Origin of the sequence: Exiguobacterium sibiricum 7-3 (assembly GCF_000620865.1) — a bacterium.
Classification (GTDB): domain Bacteria; phylum Bacillota; class Bacilli; order Exiguobacteriales; family Exiguobacteriaceae; genus Exiguobacterium_A; species Exiguobacterium_A sibiricum_A.
The window spans coordinates 644,014-663,839 of the sequence record NZ_KK211190.1; the positions used below are offsets into that span (position 1 = coordinate 644,014).

Annotated in this window: 17 protein-coding genes; 16 read left to right on the forward strand and 1 reads right to left on the reverse strand. The window is 49.8% G+C overall.

From position 1 onward, the window contains the following. Positions 1–11 precede the first annotated feature (11 nt). The 6 genes from P402_RS0104210 to P402_RS0104235 all read left to right on the forward strand — a co-directional run bounded on the left by P402_RS0104210 (position 12) and on the right by P402_RS0104235 (position 10,307). On the forward strand, positions 12–1,403 hold the full coding sequence (locus P402_RS0104210; RefSeq protein ID WP_026827565.1) for a M23 family metallopeptidase: 1,392 nt from the start codon (positions 12–14) through the stop codon (positions 1,401–1,403). 95 nt (positions 1,404–1,498) lie between these two features. Continuing rightward, on the forward strand, positions 1,499–2,920 hold the full coding sequence (locus P402_RS0104215; protein ID WP_026827566.1) for a S41 family peptidase: 1,422 nt from the start codon (positions 1,499–1,501) through the stop codon (positions 2,918–2,920). 19 nt (positions 2,921–2,939) lie between these two features. Continuing rightward, on the forward strand, positions 2,940–4,103 hold the full coding sequence (locus tag P402_RS0104220) for a hypothetical protein (RefSeq protein WP_026827567.1): 1,164 nt from the start codon (positions 2,940–2,942) through the stop codon (positions 4,101–4,103). A 167-nt stretch (positions 4,104–4,270) separates the two neighbouring features. After that, complete coding sequence (uvrB, locus tag P402_RS0104225) at positions 4,271–6,238, forward strand: excinuclease ABC subunit UvrB (RefSeq protein ID WP_026827568.1); 1,968 nt, start codon at positions 4,271–4,273, stop codon at positions 6,236–6,238. Position 6,239: 1 nt separating this feature from the next. Continuing rightward, on the forward strand, positions 6,240–9,095 hold the full coding sequence (uvrA, locus tag P402_RS0104230) for an excinuclease ABC subunit UvrA (RefSeq protein WP_026827569.1): 2,856 nt from the start codon (positions 6,240–6,242) through the stop codon (positions 9,093–9,095). Positions 9,096–9,203: 108 nt separating this feature from the next. After that, complete coding sequence (locus P402_RS0104235) at positions 9,204–10,307, forward strand: DUF4097 family beta strand repeat-containing protein (protein ID WP_026827570.1); 1,104 nt, start codon at positions 9,204–9,206, stop codon at positions 10,305–10,307. 105 nt (positions 10,308–10,412) lie between these two features. Here P402_RS0104235 and P402_RS0104240 read toward each other — a convergent pair whose 3' ends face one another. Next, positions 10,413–10,805: a hypothetical protein gene (locus P402_RS0104240; protein ID WP_026827571.1), complete on the reverse strand. Its 393-nt coding sequence runs from the start codon at positions 10,803–10,805 to the stop codon at positions 10,413–10,415. A 120-nt stretch (positions 10,806–10,925) separates the two neighbouring features. On the opposite strand from P402_RS0104240, the gene hprK reads away from it, so the two are divergent. From hprK to whiA, 10 genes are all read left to right on the forward strand, one after another. After that, entirely contained in the window at positions 10,926–11,861 is a 936-nt protein-coding gene (hprK, locus tag P402_RS0104245; RefSeq protein ID WP_012371278.1) for an HPr(Ser) kinase/phosphatase, read from the forward strand. After that, the gene (gene lgt / locus P402_RS0104250) at positions 11,861–12,694 is read left to right on the forward strand and encodes a prolipoprotein diacylglyceryl transferase (protein ID WP_026827572.1); all 834 of its coding nucleotides are present in this window, start codon (positions 11,861–11,863) and stop codon (positions 12,692–12,694) included. Before hprK ends, lgt begins: the two co-directional genes overlap by 1 nt. A 4-nt stretch (positions 12,695–12,698) precedes the next feature. Beyond that, positions 12,699–13,355: a pyrophosphatase PpaX gene (gene ppaX, locus P402_RS0104255; protein WP_026827573.1), complete on the forward strand. Its 657-nt coding sequence runs from the start codon at positions 12,699–12,701 to the stop codon at positions 13,353–13,355. Beyond that, positions 13,339–13,821: an acyltransferase gene (locus tag P402_RS0104260; RefSeq protein ID WP_026827574.1), complete on the forward strand. Its 483-nt coding sequence runs from the start codon at positions 13,339–13,341 to the stop codon at positions 13,819–13,821. The genes ppaX and P402_RS0104260 overlap by 17 nt, the downstream gene beginning before the upstream one ends. 29 nt (positions 13,822–13,850) lie before the next feature. Next, complete coding sequence (gene kapB, locus P402_RS16210; protein ID WP_034769706.1) at positions 13,851–14,231, forward strand: sporulation phosphorelay system protein KapB; 381 nt, start codon at positions 13,851–13,853, stop codon at positions 14,229–14,231. Between the two features lie 96 nt (positions 14,232–14,327). Continuing rightward, entirely contained in the window at positions 14,328–15,812 is a 1,485-nt protein-coding gene (locus P402_RS0104270) for a tetratricopeptide repeat protein (protein ID WP_026827575.1), read from the forward strand. Between the two features lie 60 nt (positions 15,813–15,872). Beyond that, positions 15,873–16,835, forward strand: a complete 963-nt coding sequence (trxB, locus tag P402_RS0104275; protein ID WP_012371272.1) for a thioredoxin-disulfide reductase — start codon at positions 15,873–15,875, stop codon at positions 16,833–16,835. A 112-nt stretch (positions 16,836–16,947) separates the two neighbouring features. After that, positions 16,948–17,817, forward strand: a complete 870-nt coding sequence (rapZ, locus tag P402_RS0104280) for an RNase adapter RapZ (protein ID WP_026827576.1) — start codon at positions 16,948–16,950, stop codon at positions 17,815–17,817. After that, positions 17,817–18,815, forward strand: coding sequence for a gluconeogenesis factor YvcK family protein (locus tag P402_RS0104285; protein ID WP_026827577.1), 999 nt, complete (start codon positions 17,817–17,819; stop codon positions 18,813–18,815). Before rapZ ends, P402_RS0104285 begins: the two co-directional genes overlap by 1 nt. After that, entirely contained in the window at positions 18,812–19,768 is a 957-nt protein-coding gene (gene whiA / locus P402_RS0104290; RefSeq protein ID WP_026827578.1) for a DNA-binding protein WhiA, read from the forward strand. Before P402_RS0104285 ends, whiA begins: the two co-directional genes overlap by 4 nt. Positions 19,769–19,826: the final 58 nt, after the last annotated feature.

Below are 19,826 nucleotides of genomic sequence, written 5' to 3' on the forward strand. Positions count from 1 at the left end.
AGATGCTTCTCATGAAGGTCCGATTCTGTTCTACCGTCCTAAGCTTGGCATTAATTGGTTCAAGTGTATCCGTTCAGGCAACGTCCAAGGAAGATTTGTTGAAGGAACAACAGGAGGTCGAGTCCCGTCTGCAAGAGACGGAACAATCGCAGAATCAGACATCGGAGAAGTTAGTCTTGACGAAACAAGAGCGCAAGGAAGCGAAAGCGCGTCTTGATGAAGTCAACAGCCGTCTGGAAGATTTAGCGAGTAAGATTGCGGATCAACAGGCGGCTGTTTCTGTTGCCAAAGAGGAACTGGCGATCGTCACCCGTGCCGTCAGTCAAACTGAGACCAAACTGCGAGCGCAGGAAAAATTGATCGGAGACCGTCTGCGGTCCGTTCAACGGGATGGGGATGTCAAATACATCGAAGTATTGCTCGATGCCAAGGATTTTGGGGATTTGATTTCACGTTTCAGCACCGTCAGTGAAATCATCCAGCAGGACGATGGTGTCTTACAGACGTACCAAGCGAACGTCAAACAATTAACAGAACAACGGTCCGAGCAGGAACTGATTCTCGGACAACTAAAAAAAGAGCAGCGGAAGCTGTTGATTCTAAAGACCCGGATCATCGCGGAATCCGAAGTCAAACGGACACTGGTTGTCCGGTTGAACAGTCAGGTTAAACAGTTACAGCAGGAACAGTTCACGAAAGCGGAGGAAGCCGCGATCCTTGAGGACCAACAACGTCTGATCAGTCGTCAGCTGGAAGAGTTGCGGGCGGCCGAACTACAGGCCCGACAAGAGGCAAAAGAACGTGCAGAAGCGGCGCAAAGAGCAGCCGAAACAGCAGCCCGGGAAGCAGCAGAGGCCGAGCGGCAGGCAGAACAGGAAGCAAAAACGCAGAAAGAACAAAACCAAACGACGTCTCGCCCGCCGACGGCTTCGGAACCGGTAACGGAAGCACCTTCTTCCCAACCGGCGACACCCGAAACGGGAACGGCCTTGAAGCCCTTCCTGTTGCCTGTAACCGGCTATGTCTCGTCCCCGTTCGGTCCTCGCAATAATCCGCTGACCGGGAAGTCGGAACGGCATACCGGACTGGATCTCGTTAATGCCAAAGGAACACCAATCAAAGCAGCGGCCGGTGGGATTGTCCTCCGGGCTGGCAGTGCGACCGGCTACGGAAATGTCGTCATGATTACGCATCTGATTGAAGGCAAAGTCTGGACGACCGTTTACGGGCATCTCGATTCTGTCTCGGTCACGGCCGGACAAACGGTCATGCCGGGGGATATCGTCGGCAAACTCGGTTCAACCGGCTGGTCGACGGGACCGCATCTTCATTTTGAGATTCATCGCGGCGAGTGGGCCGTCGGGCAACCGAATGCGGTTGATCCGGCACCTTACATCTTATAACTTCAATGCGCGACTGACGAAAAGGTAGGGTAACCTATCTTTTTTTGCTATACTGAAAAAAATAGCAGGTTTACACCAGAAACGAGGAATTACGCGTGAAAAAATCGACAACGGCCGTCATCGCGGTCAGTACGTTTGGTTTGGGTCTTGGAGCAGGGGCTGTCGGGATGTTAGCGGCAGGTGGAACGGATTCAGTGGCGACGGGTTCTTCGTCTAAAGCAACGGGGGATTGGAAAAAGATTGATCAGGTCCGACAGATGATTTCACAAAATTATTTGGAAGACGTATCGGATCAAGAGTTGCTAGAAGGGGCATTGACGGGAATGACGGAAGTCCTCGAAGATCCGTATTCCGTTTATATGGACGAATCGGAAACCGCATCGTTCAACACGAACTTGTCATCGTCGTTCGAAGGAATCGGCGCGACGCTTGAACAAAAAGGCGAATCGATTGTTATCGTCTCACCGATCAAGGGATCGCCTGCTGAAAAAGCCGGTATCAAACCAGGAGATATTATTTTAGAAATCGACAGTAAATCAACAAAAGGACAGAAAACGGATCAAGCGGTAAAAAAAATCCGCGGCGAAAAAGGCACGAAAGTCGTCTTGACGATTCAACGCGGCGGACAGGATCCGATGAAGATTACGATCGTCCGCGATACGATTCCGATTGAAACCGTCTACTCGAAGACAGAAAAAGTTAACGGCAAGACGATCGGTGTCCTGCAAGTGACACAATTCTCGGACCCGACGGCAAAAGAGTTCGAAAAACAACTCGCAGCGCTCGAAGAGAAAAACATTGATGGACTTGTCATTGATGTCCGGGGAAATCCGGGTGGTCTGCTGACGGCAGTCTCACAAATGATTGCTCCGTTCATTCCGAAGGAGACACCGATTTTCCAAGTAGAAGATAACAAAGGCGAACGGACGCAGGAATTCGGGAAAGCGGACGAGAAGAAACCCTATAAGCTCGTTGTCCTCGAAGACAGTGGATCGGCCTCGGCTTCTGAAATTCTGGCAGCCGGTCTAAAAGAAGGTGCCGGTGCGGAAGTGGTCGGGACGAAGTCGTTCGGAAAAGGAATCGTTCAAAGTGCCTATGATTTAAAAGATGGCAGTGATTTGAAACTGACGACGAATAAATGGCTGACTCCGGACGGAAACTGGATTCATAAAAAAGGCGTCAAGCCGACAGTCGAAGTCAAACAGCCGGATTACTTCAATGTGACGAAGATTCTAACGGATGACAAGACACTTGCAAGCGGAGATTACGGCAAAGCTGTCGAAAACGCGCACCTGGTTCTCGAAGCGATCGGCTTCGATCCAAAAGGGCAGGACGGTTACTTCGGCGATACGATGAAACAGGCTGTCGAGCGTCTCCAAAAAGAAGCGAAGCTCGAAGCGACCGGTAAAATCGATCAAGTGACGGCGTCCGAAATGGAAAGCCGTCTTCTGAAGAAACTGGAAGATCAAAAAAATGATGTTCAGCGCATCAAGGCGTTGGAAGTCGCTGCACAATAACTCACAGAAAGAGGTCTGAATGAGCGTGGAATTACTCGATGGAATCGGTTGGACAGTGATTAGTCTCTTTGCTAGTCCAATCTTGTGGTTAGCAATTCTAGTCAGTTTTTTACTCAGCGTGCGACGTGTCAAACGTGAACGGAACCTGTTCCGGTCACGGACGCGCAGCAAACGGACCGATGTCTTCGAAACGCTTGTTCCCGGCTTCGTAGTTGGTCTTGTCTTATCCGTCATCAGTGTAAGTCTGGCATTGACGGTCTCGTCCGAGTTTCTGATTGCTTTCATGGTGTTGACGTTCTTGATTCTGTTAACTGGTATCATTCGATTCAATTTACCGTTAGGGTCGCTTGTCATCTTAGCAGGTGTCACCTGGTTCATGACGAGTGAACGGATTGATGGTCTTCGGGATGTCAGTGTCAGCGATTGGTTACTGCTTGCAGCCCTATCGTTAGGTGCCGAATTCCTGTTGCTCATCTGGCGGGGAAAAAAGAATTTATCGCCTTCGCTCGTCTTGTCGAAACGGGGACGTTACATCGGTGGTCTATCGTCCAATAAACTGTGGTTGATTCCGCTCGTCGTCCTTGTGCCGGGAAGCAGTCTGGAAGCCTTCATTCCGCAATGGTCGTTTCCGGAGTTCGTTCCGATCGTCCTGTTCTTGCCGGTCGGCTTCAGCTTCCTCTTTACTGGCCAGTTACCGGAACAGTTGATCCGTCCCCTGATCCAAGGGCGGCTGATCACGTTCTTATTGTCTGTCGTGCTCGCGGCAGGGGCATTCTTGACCGGACAGGATGTCTGGTTGTACGGCTTGCCTGTCTTGTTAATTATTCACCTGATTCTGCATCAGCGGACGAAACGACTCAACCGGTCACAGACCCCGTTGTTCCTTAATGGAAAACGTGGTGTCGTCATTCTCGGGACGTTACCGGAGAAACCGGCTTCTGAGATGGGACTGATTCCGGGTGAAGCGATTTATAAGGTCAACGGAGAGTTCGTCGAGTCGGAGAAATCATTTTATGAAGCGATTCAAAAACATAAGCCGTATCTCCGTCTCGAAGTCATGAACCATAACGGAGACGTCCGGTTCGCACAGCGGGCTTTTTATGAACAGGATCATCACGATCTTGGGATTTTGTTCGTCAGTGAGCCCGGTAATAAACGGACGAAAATCCGGACACTTCAGTGAGTCAAAATCAAAATCCAGCTAAAAAAAAAGTCCAGCCGCCGTGCTGGACTTTTTCTTTTGGTGAAAAACGGGTAACTTTTAAATGGAGCACTTCAAAATCGAATGTTTGTTCGTAAAGTGGTACAATAAAAATAGATTTTGTGAACTGGATGAGGGGGAAGAATACGATGGATTTTGAGTTAGTATCACCATTTGAACCGGGTGGCGACCAACCGGTGGCAATTGAAAAACTGATTGCAGGCGTCAAGAACGGCGAGCGCCATCAGACGTTACTTGGAGCGACGGGAACAGGGAAAACATTCACCGTCTCGAACGTCATCAAAGAGATTAAGAAGCCGACATTGGTCTTAGCGCACAACAAGACGCTTGCCGGTCAGCTGTATTCGGAGTTCAAAGAGTTCTTCCCAAATAACGCAGTCGAATATTTCGTCAGCTTTTATGATTATTATCAACCGGAAGCGTACGTACCGTCGACGGATACGTTCATCGAAAAAGACTCATCGATCAATGATGAGATTGATAAATTACGTCACTCGGCGACATCTTCTTTGTTTGAACGCGAAGATGTGCTGATTGTCGCGTCGGTATCGTGTATCTATGGTCTCGGTAATCCGGAAGAGTACAACAACCACGTGCTGTCGTTACGTGTCGGAAACGAGATGGGACGGAACGAGATGTTACGCCGTCTGATCGATATCCAATATGAACGGAACGATATCGATTTCCAGCGCGGACGGTTCCGCGTCCGGGGAGACGTCGTCGAAATTTTCCCGGCGTCGCGTGATGAACAATGTGTCCGGGTCGAATTTTTCGGAGATGAGATCGAACGCATCCGCGATATGGATCCATTGACCGGTGAAATCATTGCCGACCGGGAACACATCTCGATTTTCCCGGCATCCCACTTCGTGACGGGGGATACCCGTCTGCAAAAAGCGATTGCGAACATTGAGGCTGAGCTCGAAACGCAACTCGCGAAGATGCGCGAAGACGGTATGCTGCTTGAAGCCCAGCGTCTCGAACAACGGACGAACTACGATCTCGAGATGATGCGCGAGATGGGTTACTGTTCCGGGATTGAAAACTATTCCCGCCACTTGAACTTAATGCCACCGGGCTCGACACCGTATACGCTGATCGACTATTTCCCGAAGGACTTCCTGCTCGTCGCCGATGAGTCGCACGTGACGTTGCCGCAAATCCGCGGTATGTACAACGGCGATCAGGCACGGAAACAAGTCCTCGTCGACCACGGTTTCCGTCTGCCGTCGGCGAAGGACAACCGGCCGCTCCGGTTCGAGGAATTCGAAGAAAAGGTCAGCCAGGCGATCTATATCTCGGCGACACCGGGTCCTTACGAAATCGAACATACAAAAGAGATGGTTGAACAGATCATCCGACCGACCGGACTGGTCGACCCGACGATCGAGATTCATCCGATCACGGGACAAATCGACTACCTGATGGATAACATCCGGGAGCGCGTCGCGAAAAATGAACGGGTTCTCGTGACGACGTTGACGAAAAAAATGTCGGAAGACTTGACGGACTACCTGAAAGAACATGGCGTCAAGGTCAACTATATGCACTCGGAAATCAAGACACTCGAACGGATTGAAATCATCCGCGATTTACGGCTCGGCAAATACGATGTCCTCGTCGGGATTAACCTGTTGCGGGAAGGACTTGATATTCCGGAAGTCTCGCTCGTGACGATTCTCGATGCCGATAAAGAAGGGTTCCTGCGTTCGGAACGGTCGCTGATTCAGACGATCGGTCGGGCGGCCCGGAACTCGGAAGGGCACGTCATTCTCTTTGCTGATAAGATGACCGACTCGATGCAGCGGGCCATTGATGAAACCGATCGGCGGCGAAACATTCAGCTCGCCTTTAATAAAGAACACGGTATCACGCCGAAAACGATTCAAAAAGATGTCCGTGGTGTCATCAGTACGACGATTGAGAATGATGATACCGTCGAAAAACTCGAGAAGTTCAACAAACTGAAAAAACCGGAACGCGAAACGTTGCTCGAACAACTCGATCAAGAGATGCGTCAAGCGGCGAAAGACATGCAGTTTGAACGGGCAGCTGAATTGCGAGACCTTATCTTAGAATTGAAAGCAGGTGCCTAAGTTGGCAGAAAAAAAGAACAAAATCATCATCAAAGGCGCTCGCGTCAATAACTTACAGAACATCGATGTCGAAATTCCGCGCGATCAGCTCGTCGTCTTGACGGGCTTGTCGGGATCGGGGAAATCATCCCTCGCGTTTGATACGATTTATGCGGAAGGACAACGGCGGTATGTCGAAAGTCTGTCCGCTTATGCCCGTCAGTTTTTAGGTCAGATGGACAAACCGGATGTCGATGCGATTGAAGGACTCAGTCCGGCGATTTCAATCGACCAAAAGACGACAAGTAAAAACCCGAGGTCGACGGTCGGGACGGTCACGGAAATTTATGACTATCTGCGTCTGCTGTATGCACGGATTGGGAAACCGATCTGTCCTAATCACGGAATCGAAATCTCGAGCCAAACAATCAGTCAGATGGTCGACCAAGTGATGGAACTGCCGGAACGCAGCCGTCTGCAAATTCTCGCGCCGATTATTTCCGGACGCAAAGGAGCCCATGTCAAAGTCTTCGAAGACTTGAAAAAAGAAGGATTCGTCCGCGTCCGTGTTGATGGAGAAACGATCGATTTGACGGATGAAATCGAACTCGAGAAAAATAAAAAACACTCAATCGAAGTCGTCGTCGACCGGGTCGTCGTGCGTCCGGACGCTGAAGCCCGCCTCGCGGACTCACTCGAGACGGCCCTTCGTCTTGCTGACGGTCGCGTCATCGTCGATACGATGGATGGGAACGAACTGTTGTTCAGCGAACATCATGCCTGTCCGATTTGCGGCTTCTCAATCGGTGAACTCGAACCACGCATGTTCTCGTTCAACTCACCGTTTGGTGCCTGTACGTCGTGTGACGGTCTCGGAACGAAACTGGAAGTCGATGTCGATCTCGTCGTGCCGCATCCGGATAAATCGCTCAACGAAGGGGCGATTATCGCCTGGGAACCAACGAGTTCACAATACTATCCTCAGTTGCTGGCGGCTGTCTGCAACCACTTTAACATCGACATGGATACGCCTTTCGAACAGTTGTCGGAAGAACACCGCGATATCTTGTTGAACGGTAGCACGAAGGAAGAAATTCAGTTCCGTTATGAAAATGACTTCGGGATGGTCCGCAATACATCGTTATTCTTTGAAGGTGTCCTGAATAACCTGCAGCGCCGCTTCAAAGAGACATCATCGGACTACATCCGTGAACAGATGGAAGGGTACATGGCGAAAAAAGCGTGTCCGACGTGTAAAGGACACCGCTTGAAACGCGAATCATTGGCAGTCAAAGTGTCAGGAATCCACATCGGTGATGTGACGAAGATGTCCGTCAAACAAGCTGTCGTCTGGTTTGAAGAGTTACCAAGCAAACTGTCGGAGAAGGATCAGACAATTTCGCGGATGATCGTCCGCGAAATTCATGAACGGTCTTCATTCCTCGAAAACGTCGGTCTTGATTATCTGACAATCTCGCGTGCCGCCGGAACATTATCCGGCGGGGAAGCGCAACGGATTCGTCTGGCGACACAAATCGGTTCCCGGCTGACAGGAGTTCTCTACGTCTTGGATGAACCGTCAATCGGACTCCACCAACGCGATAACGACCGCTTGATCAATACGTTGAAGACGATGCGCGATCTCGGAAACACGCTGATTGTCGTCGAACACGATGAAGATACGATGATGGCTGCGGATTACCTGATCGATATCGGACCGGGAGCCGGCGATCACGGCGGATTCGTCACGGCAGCGGGACGTCCGGAAGAATTAATGCAGGATCCGAACTCGTTGACGGGACAATATCTATCCGGCAAGAAATTCATTCCGGTTCCGTCTGAACGGAAACAACCGGACGGTCGGGCCTTACGGATTCATAAAGCGTCGGAAAACAATTTGAAAAACGTCGATGTCGACATTCCGCTTGGTTTGTTTGTTGCCGTGACCGGTGTGTCGGGTTCCGGGAAATCGACGTTGATCAACGAGATTCTTTATAAAACGATTGCTCACGAGATGAACCGGGCGAAGGAAAAACCGGGCGCCCATAAAGGAATTTCCGGACTCGATCAAATCGATAAGGTCATCGATATCGACCAGTCACCGATCGGTCGGACACCGCGTTCGAACCCGGCGACGTATACCGGCGTCTTTGACGATATCCGCGACGTGTTCGCCTCGACGAACGAAGCGAAGCTCCGCGGCTACAAAAAAGGCCGTTTCAGTTTCAACATTAAAGGCGGACGCTGTGAAGCCTGCCGCGGCGATGGAATCATCAAAATCGAAATGCACTTCCTGCCGGATGTCTACGTTCCGTGTGAAATCTGTCACGGAAAACGGTACAACCGCGAAACACTGGAAGTGAAATATAAAGGCAAGACGATTGCTGATGTCCTGGAGATGACAGTCGAAGATGCCTTGGAATTCTTTGATAAGATTCCGAAAATCAGCCGGAAGCTGCAGACGATTGCCGACGTTGGTCTGACATACATGCGTCTCGGACAACCGGCAACGGAACTGTCCGGCGGAGAAGCGCAACGGGTCAAACTGGCATCTGAGCTGCATAAACGGTCGACCGGGAAAACGATTTACATCCTTGATGAACCGACGACAGGGCTCCACGTCCACGATATCGCCCGGTTGCTGAAAGTCTTGCAACGACTGGTCGACAACGGTGACACGGTGCTCGTCATCGAACACAATCTCGATGTCATCAAGACAGCCGATTATTTGATCGATCTTGGTCCGGAGGGCGGAGACGGTGGCGGGAAGATTGTCGCGACCGGGACACCGGAAGAAATCGCAGCTGTCAAGGAGTCGTACACAGGTCATTACCTGGCTCCTGTTCTCGAACGGGACGCGGCCCGGATTGAATCTTGAAACTTTTTTGATTCAGGAATCGTAAAAAGGGAAGTAAGGGAAGTAGAACGAAGTAAATAAGCAAGTCACATCGATTAACGTGTACCAGATCAGAGGAGGGAAATACTGATGAAGCAAGATATGCGCCAACTGATACTTGAACAAGTGAAAGAAGGAAAGCTGACGATTGACGAAGCGCTCGACAAATTAGAGCGCCTCGAGGCAATCGATCAGAACCCGTCGCAGGCAAGTGAGCATAAATACGTGGACGAACCGGAACATTACGACCGGGTCGATCATTATACGGTCGATTCTTTGACAACGAAGGTCATGTCAGCTTTTGACGGCCTCGTCAACCGGATTAAAGAGAGTGATTTATCACTCAATCAAACGTCCGGACCGAACGTCACGTACGTCAAACAATTCCCGTTCAGCGGTGAGACGATTCATTTGGATTTATTTAATGCCAATGCAATCGTCGAACCGGGTGATTTGGAAGAGTGTGAGTTGACCGTTACCGGTCGCCCGCTCCGTCAAGTTAACGAAGAACAGGCACTGGAGCAGCTGCAAGCAGCGCTTCAGCACTCTGTCTCTGCGAATACGTTATCGATTCGTTTAAAAGACAAACGGGTTCGAGCGACGGTTCACTTGAAGGTTCCGCGCCGTCACTATGAATCATTTGTGTTGCAGACGTTAAATGGTGAAATCACGTTATCTTCGCTCGATGCGACGTCGGTGCAACTGATGACGGCGAATGGACGGATTCAGGTTCGTGACCTGTTCAGTGAAGAAGTGAAGACATCAACAGCAAACGGTTCGATCGAAATCGAAGAATCGGAAATCAAGTCTCTAAAAGCGAAAACAGCCAATGGTCAAGTCATCGCGACAGGTGTGTTTGAGCGCTCTGAGCTGAAGACGGCGAACGGAAACGTCCGTTGTGAACTGAAGACGGTCCAGGATGCGAAGATCCAAGCATCGTCGCTTGCGGGAAGTATCGCCCTGATGTTGCCGCACGGTGCGGAAGTCTACGGTGAACTGGAAACGAACTTTGGCGGGTTGAACTGTAACCTCGATGAGATGGAATTGATCCGTGATCAAAAAGAAGTCGTCAACCGGAAACTCCACTTCCTGTCAGGTCGTGGACGGACACCGAAGATTGAAGTCGCTGCCGATACGAAGACAGGTACGATTTCCGTTACACACGGTGTTCACTTGAGTCCGCAAGCCTTATAATATGATCCCTGCCTCTTACATAACGAGAGGCGGGGATTTTTTTGCGAAAAAAAAGACGACCCGCTATCAAAGGATAGGGCGCCGCCGGATAAAAAGTGGTACTGCTTAATAATCGTAATCCTGATCCATCATCGGATCGTCAAAATTCATGTTTTCGAAATTGTTCATATCATAGCCAAACGAGAAGAGCGTGATGACACCGATGATTCCGAGAACAATCGAGAGAATGATCAGCCCAATCCCCATCCAACTCTTCCGGCGTGAGCGGTTCCAATAGAAAATGATAGCCAAAATATACGAGATGAACGAACCGCTGATAAAGATCCCGATAATCGAGATGATGAAGAACAATAATGCCGTTTGATCCTGGTTACGCGAATACGCTTTCCACATATCAATCAGGGCGATGATGAGATAAACGAATCCAACAATGGCAAGAATTCCGAATAAAATGAAGATAATAATAATGCCAATACCACTACCTGATGATTCCATCATGGTAAACCCTCCTTTTTTTCCTATCTGTACTCCATTCCCAAGATTGCCCACTTCTAATCGAAATCCTTGATTTTGATAAAAATATGGTACAATACTTCAAGTGAAAGGGGCTGATTGAGCGTGCAACCAAAAGTGCGAACAGCTGAAATCGTAAAGCAATTCAATTTAAAAATTGTCACCGGGGAAGAAGGACTACATCGTCCGATTCTGACGGCTGATCTTTGTCGACCAGGTCTTGTCCTCGCCGGATATTACGCCTATTATCCAGCAGAACGTCTCCAGATTCTCGGGAAAACGGAATTGACGTTTTTCAACAACTTGACGTATGAAGAACAGCTGGAACGAGCAAATGTTCTCTGTACGGATGAAACACCGGGAATTTTGATTACACGTGGTTTTGATGTGCCGGAAGCCATCGTCAAAGCAGCGGACGAAACGAACGTCCCCCTTTTGACGACGAAGGGACATACGACATCGGTCGAATCGCAAATCACGAATTTCCTTGAGGCAGAACTGGCGCCAACGACAGCGATGCATGGCGTGCTCGTCGACATTTACGGTGTCGGTGTCTTCATCAAAGGCGCAAGCGGCGTCGGGAAATCCGAGACGGCACTGGAACTCGTCAAACGGGGACATCGTTTGGTCGCCGATGATTCGGTCGAGATTCGCCAAACCGGGGACGGGATCCTTGTCGGGACAGCTCCGAAATTGATTCAGCATCTGCTTGAAATTCGCGGAATCGGCATCATCGATGTCATGACGTTATTCGGTGCCGGTGCCGTTCGTTCGCATAAGAAAATCAGCCTCGTCTGTAATTTGGAAATTTGGGATCAGGCGAAAGTCTACGATCGGGTAGGACTGGACCAGGAAACATTGCAAATCATCGATACGGAAATCCCGTTCTTGACGATTCCGGTTCGTCCAGGGCGAAACTTAGCCGTCATCATTGAGGTGGCTGCGATGAACTATCGTCTGAAAAACATGGGTATCAATACAGCAGAAGAGTTTGCCGGGCGTCTCGCGCAAGCGATTGAAGACGGGAACGGTGGTCTGTGATGGGAACATTAGCGAGTGTCCAACCAACGTTTGATCGGGTAGCCATCGAACTGGGCCCGATTCCGATTTATTGGTACGGGATCGTCATCGCGCTTGGCGCTGTCGTCGGTCTGATGATTGCGATCTTTGAATCAAAACGGATCGGTTTTAACGAAGAATATGCCGTCGATGTCGTTATCTGGTCGATTCCGATCAGCATCATCTGTGCCCGGATTTATTATGTCGCGTTTGAGTGGGATTATTATGGCCAGAATCTTGATCAAATCATTAACATCCGCCAGGGCGGGATTGCGATTCATGGTGCCATCATCGGTGCGATTTTGACAGTTTTGATTTATACGCGGAAGAAAAACATCTCGTTTTGGCAAATTGCCGACATTCTGGCACCGTCGCTCTTATTCGGACAAGCTGTCGGACGCTGGGGGAACTTCTTTAACCAAGAAGCTCACGGCGGAGAGACGACGTGGACCTTCCTGCAGGATACATTGCACTTACCGGACTGGATCGTCAATCAGATGTATATCGACGGTGCCTATTACATTCCAACGTTCTTATATGAAAGTATTTGGAACATCATCGGTGTCATCTTATTGATCGTCTGGCGGATGAAGTTCAACCCGCGCCGCGGTTACGTGTTCCTCGGTTACCTGATCTGGTATTCGATTGGCCGTTTTTACATCGAAGGTTTACGGACGGACAGTTTGATGATGGGAGGCGGACTCCGGACCGCGCAAATCGTCTCGATCTGTCTGATTATCTTCGGAGTCATCATGCTATTCGTGCGGAAAAATGCCGTTCGTTATTTGGACGGAACAAAACGGGAGGCGAAATGAACCGATGATTCAAACGATTTTATTTGATCTCGACGGGACGTTGATTGATACGAACCCCCTCATCCTAAAAAGTTTTGCCCATACGCTCGATTATTACTATCCGGACCGGACGTTTACGGAAGCGGAACTGCTTCCGTTCATCGGACCGACGCTTGAAAAGTCGTTTTCGGAAATGAATGCGGACCAGTGGAAAGAAATGGTCGCGTTTTACCGGAGTTACAACATCGCGATGCATGACGCGCTTGTCCTCGAATATCCGGGAGTACTCGACGGATTACGACAATTGAAGGAACAAGGCTATAAATTAGCGGTCGTCACGTCGAAGAGTCGCCGGGTCGCGCTAAAAGGAATCGAACTGTTTGGATTGACACCTCTGTTTGATGCCATCATCGCAGCAGATGATGTGACGGAAGAGAAGCCGGCTGTCGAACCGTTTGAAAAGGCGATGGCGTTACTCGGTTCGACACGGGAAGAAACGATCATGGTTGGTGACAACGATACGGACATCCACGGCGGGAAAAATGCCGGTCTGAAAACCGTTGCCGTCGGCTGGGCGATTAAAGGACGTCCGTATCTCGAAGCGTTGCAGCCGGATTTAATCATTGATTCGATGGAACAGTTGAGTGACTGGATCGAGGCCGAAAATGCCAAGGCGGACTGACCGGTATCACGTCGGGGCAACGAACCCGCTCTGGCATATGTACCGGACGGTGTCGTTCTTCAAGGTGATGTGGTGTTTTACGATCATCACGATCGGCAGGTTTTCCCCGTCGCTTCGCTTCAAGAACAGCCTCTACCGGACGTGTCTCGGGATGAAGATTGGAGACCGGACGGCGCTTGCTTTGATGGTCATGCCGGATACGATGTTCCCGGAACGGATTACGATCGGCTCCAACACCATCATCGGATTCAATACGACGATTCTCTGTCACGAATATTTGACGACCGAATACCGGATCGGCAACGTGACGATCGGGAATGATGTGTTGATTGGCGCGAACGTGACGATTCTGCCCGGTGTGACAATCGGAGACGGTGCGATGGTTGGAGCAGGTTCCGTCGTCCACCGGGATATTCTGCCCGGTGAACGGGTGTCGAGTCAACCGCTGCGCCGGCACGAAATGTGACAAAAATGTGAGAAGGAGGAGAGGACGAGATGAATCAAATCCGCTTTACGTATAAGACAGGAAAGTATTTCGGAAGATTATTTGCTGAACGTCCGCAAGGATTGGTCGTTGAGGTATTGGCCGTCGAGAAACATCCGATTCAAGGTGATCTGCACAATCCGAATCAGATCGACGTGCCACTCTTCCATGTCCGTACCGCCTTACACCCGCACGAAAAAGTGACGGTTGCCCCCGGTGTCGTCTATGCCTATGAAGGCGAGATTCCGAGCTATGCCGAAAGCTTACGCCAAGCGTTCGACAAGGAAGTGGAACGCTTGAATGGACAAAACCCACAAACGGATGCTTTCGTACAAAAATGCTTGGAGAATTACAAGGAACTGGAATCGATTTATGCGAAACGTTGGGGATAAACCCCGGCGTTTTTTTCTGTTGCAACGGTTTCCGAGATAGGTTATTCTTGTCTCTGCAACTACGAAACCAGATTTAGATCTATGGGGGCTTGAATCATGATGGAATTAACTGAATACAAAGCAGACCCCTTTGCGATTACAACGCGCCAAGCGGAGCTTTTTTATTTCCGCGGACGGAAGGCGCACCGGGAAGGGCGACTGGAAGAGGCGGTCTATCATCTCGATGAAGCAACGACACTTCAGCCGAGTGACATCCGTTACCTTTTACGTTACGCCCGTGTTTTATTCGAGACAGGCGAAATCAATCATGCCAATGATGTCTTGAAACAAGTGCGGACGCTCGACCAGTCAAATACCGAATCATTATTTTATTTAGCGAATAACTACGCGCATGTCTCCTTATATGAAGAGGCTAAAAATTACGCGCTTGAATATTTATCCAGTGCACCAAACGGGAAACACGCAGAGGCATCGGCCGCACTCGTGGAATTAATCGATCTCGAACAAGAGATGGAAGATGACGATGAGGATGAATTGATTCGTTTACATGCTCAGGCACAACGTCAAATCGACAAAGGGATGCTCTTTGCGGCGCAGGAGACACTCGAGTCATTAATCGCCCAGTATCCGACATTCTGGCCGGCCTATAACAATCTCGCCATCGTCGAGTTTTATCTCGGTGAAAACGATCGTGCTTTTGCTTCACTCGAACAAGTCCTTGATGGAAATCCGGGAAACTTGCATGCCCTCTGTAACACGCTTGTGTTGTTGCATGAGATGGGACAGGATGAAGAAGCGCATCGTTTGTCGAACAAACTCGAACACGTCCGCTCTGTCAATCTTGAGACACGCTATAAGGTCGCGTCAACGCTTGCGATCATCGGCCGTCATGATTTGGCATACGAAGAACTGAAGTTACTCGAACGTCGTGGCTACCGGGGAGACCCGTTGTTTGGACACTGGTTGTCGATCTCAGCTTTCAAGACGGGACATGTCGAAGAAGCCGCTGCGTTCCTTCAATCAGAAGAAGCGCAAGGCATGCGGGAAGAACGGGAAGCTTACGACATCCGTCATAACCTCCAGTTCCGCTCAGCCTTGATCCAAGCCTTGAAGACAGAAGATGATGTCTCACGGATTTTTACGGCCTTGTTACTCGGCAAGCTGAACGATGAGGAAGCGAAGCTCGCATTATCGATGATGCCGGAAGTGACGGATCATCCAGACGTTTTATTACTGACTGAACAAATCATTCATGAGATGAACGGGGAGCACGAAGTTGTCGATGCTCGGATTCAACGTGCCTTGATGACGATTCGTCTTGCGGAACGATATGTGTCGGATGAGGAACGGATGAGCCTCGAAGGTGATTTTTACGAACGATTTGCCCGACTCGTTCTGAGTGGTGAGACGTTTGAATCGGTCGAACAGTCGGCTGCGGCCTTGATTTATCTGTTTCATGATGTCCGCGACGGTATGTTGATTGAAGACTGCGCGGCACTCGTTCACGTTTCATTCGATGATGTGGCAGCGACGATCCGTGCCTATCAACGACTTTTGAACCCGGCCCGTGCAAAGTGTTAGACGTTTGTACGATTCTCACCTATACTCAAATTACAACGAAAATACAGATGGGGTGGAATCATGACAGAAACTGAACAGAAAATTTATGACGTCATCATTATTGGTGCCGGTCCTGCCGGAATGACAGCTGCACTTTACGCATCACGTGCGAACCTTTCGACATTGATGATTGAGCGCGGTATTCCGGGCGGCCAGATGGCCAACACGGAAGATATCGAAAACTATCCGGGCTACGACAGCATTCTTGGACCGGATCTTTCACAAAAAATGTTCGACCATTCAAAAGCGTTCGGTGCAGAGTATGCGTACGGAGACGTTCGCAGCATCGAAGACGGTCCGGCATTCAAGACCGTTCATGCACACAACAAGGATTACCATGCTCGGGCGATCATCATCGCTTCAGGGGCGCAGTACAAGAAAATTGGTGTTCCGGGCGAGGAAGAACTCGGCGGACGCGGTGTCTCTTACTGTGCAGTCTGTGACGGTGCGTTCTTTAAAGAAAAAGAACTGTTCGTCATCGGTGGCGGTGACTCAGCCGTCGAAGAAGGTGTCTACTTGACACGCTTCGCGAAAAAAGTCACGATCGTTCACCGTCGTGAAGAATTACGTGCTCAAAAAATTCTTCAAAAACGGGCATTCGACAATCCGAAAATCGACTTCATCTGGAACCATACGGTTAAACAGATCAACGAAGATAACGGAAAAGTCGGCGGCATTGAATTGATCAATACGAAAACAGCGGAAACGACAACGTATCCGATCGATGGTGTCTTCATCTACATCGGCATGAACCCGATCACAGGATATGTCCAAGATCTCGGCATTCTGAACGATCAAGGGTATGTCGTGACGAATGAAGCGATGGAAACGAACATCAAAGGTATTTTCGCAGCCGGCGACGTGCGTGAAAAAACACTTCGTCAAGTCGTCACAGCGACAAACGACGGTTCGATTGCAGCGCAAAACGCGCAACATTACATCGAAGCCTTGCTCGAAGAATTACAGGAATCATCACAAGTCTAATTCAAGGTCCAGCTTGGTTGGGAGGCTCTTCCATCAAGCTGGCTCTTTTTTTATGTTATACTGAAACGAGAGTAAAAAATACACACGGAACTGTTGTCTGGAGGGCGAAGAGATGGAACAGAATCAACCGCAACTGGTCATCATTACAGGAATGAGTGGCGCCGGAAAAACGGTCGCCATGAACAGCTTTGAAGACTTAGGCTATTTTTGTGTCGACAATCTACCACCGACGTTACTGCCGCAATTGATTGAAGTGATTGGGCAGGTCCGTCCGAAAATCGCCGTCGCCATCGATACACGGGCTCGTGATTTCATCGACAGTTTCTTTGTCGTTTATGAAGATCTGAAGAAAACGAATCTGCAAATCCGGATGCTGTATCTTGATGCCCGCAACGACGTGCTCGTCCGCCGGTATAAAGAATCACGCCGGTCGCATCCTTTGGCGCCGACGGCTTCCCCGTTGATCGGAATTGAACGGGAACGGACGTTGCTTGAAGGATTCCGCGATAAAGCCCAGTTGTTGATGGATACGAGTGACATCAAACCGCTCGCCTTAAAGGAACGAATCTTAAAAGAATTTACGGAAGGGGAACGGATTCCGTTCACCGTCAACGTGATGTCGTTCGGGTTCAAGCACGGTCTGCCGCTCGATGCCGATCTTGTGTTTGACTTACGTTTCCTGCCGAACCCGTTTTACATTCCGGAACTCCGACCAAAGACAGGTCTCGATCTCGAAGTCTCGTCGTATGTCATGCAATGGCCGGAAGCGAAGCTGTTTTATAAAAAGCTCGTCGACATGCTCGAATTCCTGATTCCCCAGTATGAACGGGAAGGGAAATCGCAGCTCGTCGTGGCGCTCGGCTGTACGGGGGGCAAACACCGCTCGATTACGTTTGCGGAAGCGATCAGTAAAGAATTCAAGAATCAATACCATGTCGTGACGAACCATCGGGATTATGTCCATGCGAAGGAGGAAAAATAATGAAATGGGAACGGAAAGTCGTCGCCATCGGCGGAGGAACGGGCCTATCGACTCTTTTGCGCGGACTAAAACACTATCCGCTTGATATCACGGCCATCGTCACCGTCGCGGATGACGGCGGAAGTTCGGGCCGCTTGCGGACGGAATTCAACATGCTGCCGCCGGGCGATATCCGAAACGTCATCGTCTCCCTGTCGAAGTCCGAGACGTTGATGGACCGGATCATGCAATACCGCTTTGAGACGGGGGAAGGTCTGCACGGACACTCGCTCGGTAACTTAATGCTGACGGCTGCGACGCAGCTCTGTAACGGGTCATTCGTCGAAGCGATCGGTGTCATGGGACAACTCTTGAATGCCGAAGGGAAAGTCTATCCGGCGACGGAGCGGACGATTACGTTATGTGCCGAGTTTGAAGATGGAACGATCGTCAAAGGGGAATCCTTGATTCCGAAAGTCGGCAAAGTCATCGAACGGATTTTCCTCGAGGAAGAGGATGTCCGTCCTGTTCCGGAAGCGATTCAGGCGATTCTCGATGCCGACGTCATCGTCCTTGGTCCCGGCAGTCTCTACACGAGCGTCATTCCGAACGTCCTGATCGAGGAAATCCGCGATGCGATCAAACAATCGCTTGCGCCGGTCGTCTATATTTGTAACGTCATGACACAACCGGGTGAGACGACAGCCTTTACGGCAAATGATCACTTGAATGTCCTGGAACGATTCCTCGGTGAAGGGGTGATTGATACGATCATCGTCAACAACGAATCGATTGATGTCAGTTATCTGCGGAAGTACCAGAAGGATCATGCCGATATGGTGACCTATGATGAATCGAGTTTTGAAGAAGCAGGAATTGAAGTACTCGCGGACGATATCGTGGATTATAACCATCACTTCATCCGTCATGACTCAGATGCTGTCGCAAGCCTCGTCATGCGGAAAGTTCTATCCATCCGACGTGTACGTCAATTCGAAGGGAAGGAGGAACTGACGTGAGTTTTGCATCAGAAGTCAAAAAAGAATTAACGCAAATCGCGATCACTGATCATGAAATGAAGGCGGAACTCGCCGCCTTGGCCCGGATGAACGGCGCGATCTCATTTGGGCTTGGACGTGGACTGACACTGGATATCTCGACGGAAAATGCATCGATTGCCCGCCGTATTTATTCCTTGCTCAAACGGGCCTATGCCGTCCATTTGGATTTACTTGTCCGGAAAAAGATGCGTCTGAAAAAAAATAACGTCTATATCGTCCGCGTCAAACAACAGGCGGATAAGATTCTACAGGATCTTGGGATTCTGGGAGAAGGATTTACGATGATCCGCTCGATCAGCGATTCGATTCTCAACGACGAACGGCGTGCACGGGCCTATCTGCGCGGTGCCTTTTTAGCCGGAGGATCGTTAAACAATCCGGCGACGTCCTCGTATCACCTGGAAATTTTCAGTCTGTACGAAGAACATAATGCCGCCTTGCGCAGCCTGACAAATCAATTTGATTTGAATGCGAAAGCAATCGAGCGAAAAAAAGGACATATTCTCTACATCAAGGAAAGTGAGAAGATTTCTGATTTTCTTAAGCTCGTCGGAGCGACGTATTCGATGTTACGCTTTGAAGATGTCCGGATCTTAAAAGACATGCGGAATTCGGTCAACCGGCTCGTCAACTGTGAGACGGCGAACCTGAATAAAACCGTCGGGGCGGCGTTACGCCAGGTCGAGAACATCAAGTTTCTCGAACGGACGGTCGGACTCGATGTCTTGCCGGACAAATTAAAAGAAATCGCCATTTTGCGGGTGACACACCAAGATGTGACCTTGCAGGAGCTCGGCGAGATGGTCGAGAGTGGTTCCATCTCGAAATCCGGGATCAATCATCGATTGCGCAAGATTGATCAAATTGCGGATAAAATGCGAAACGGGGAGTCGATGACCGGGTCTCTTTAGGGAGTAACTTGCGAGATGAACCATAGTCTACTATAATATATAGTCGATGCAACTAAAT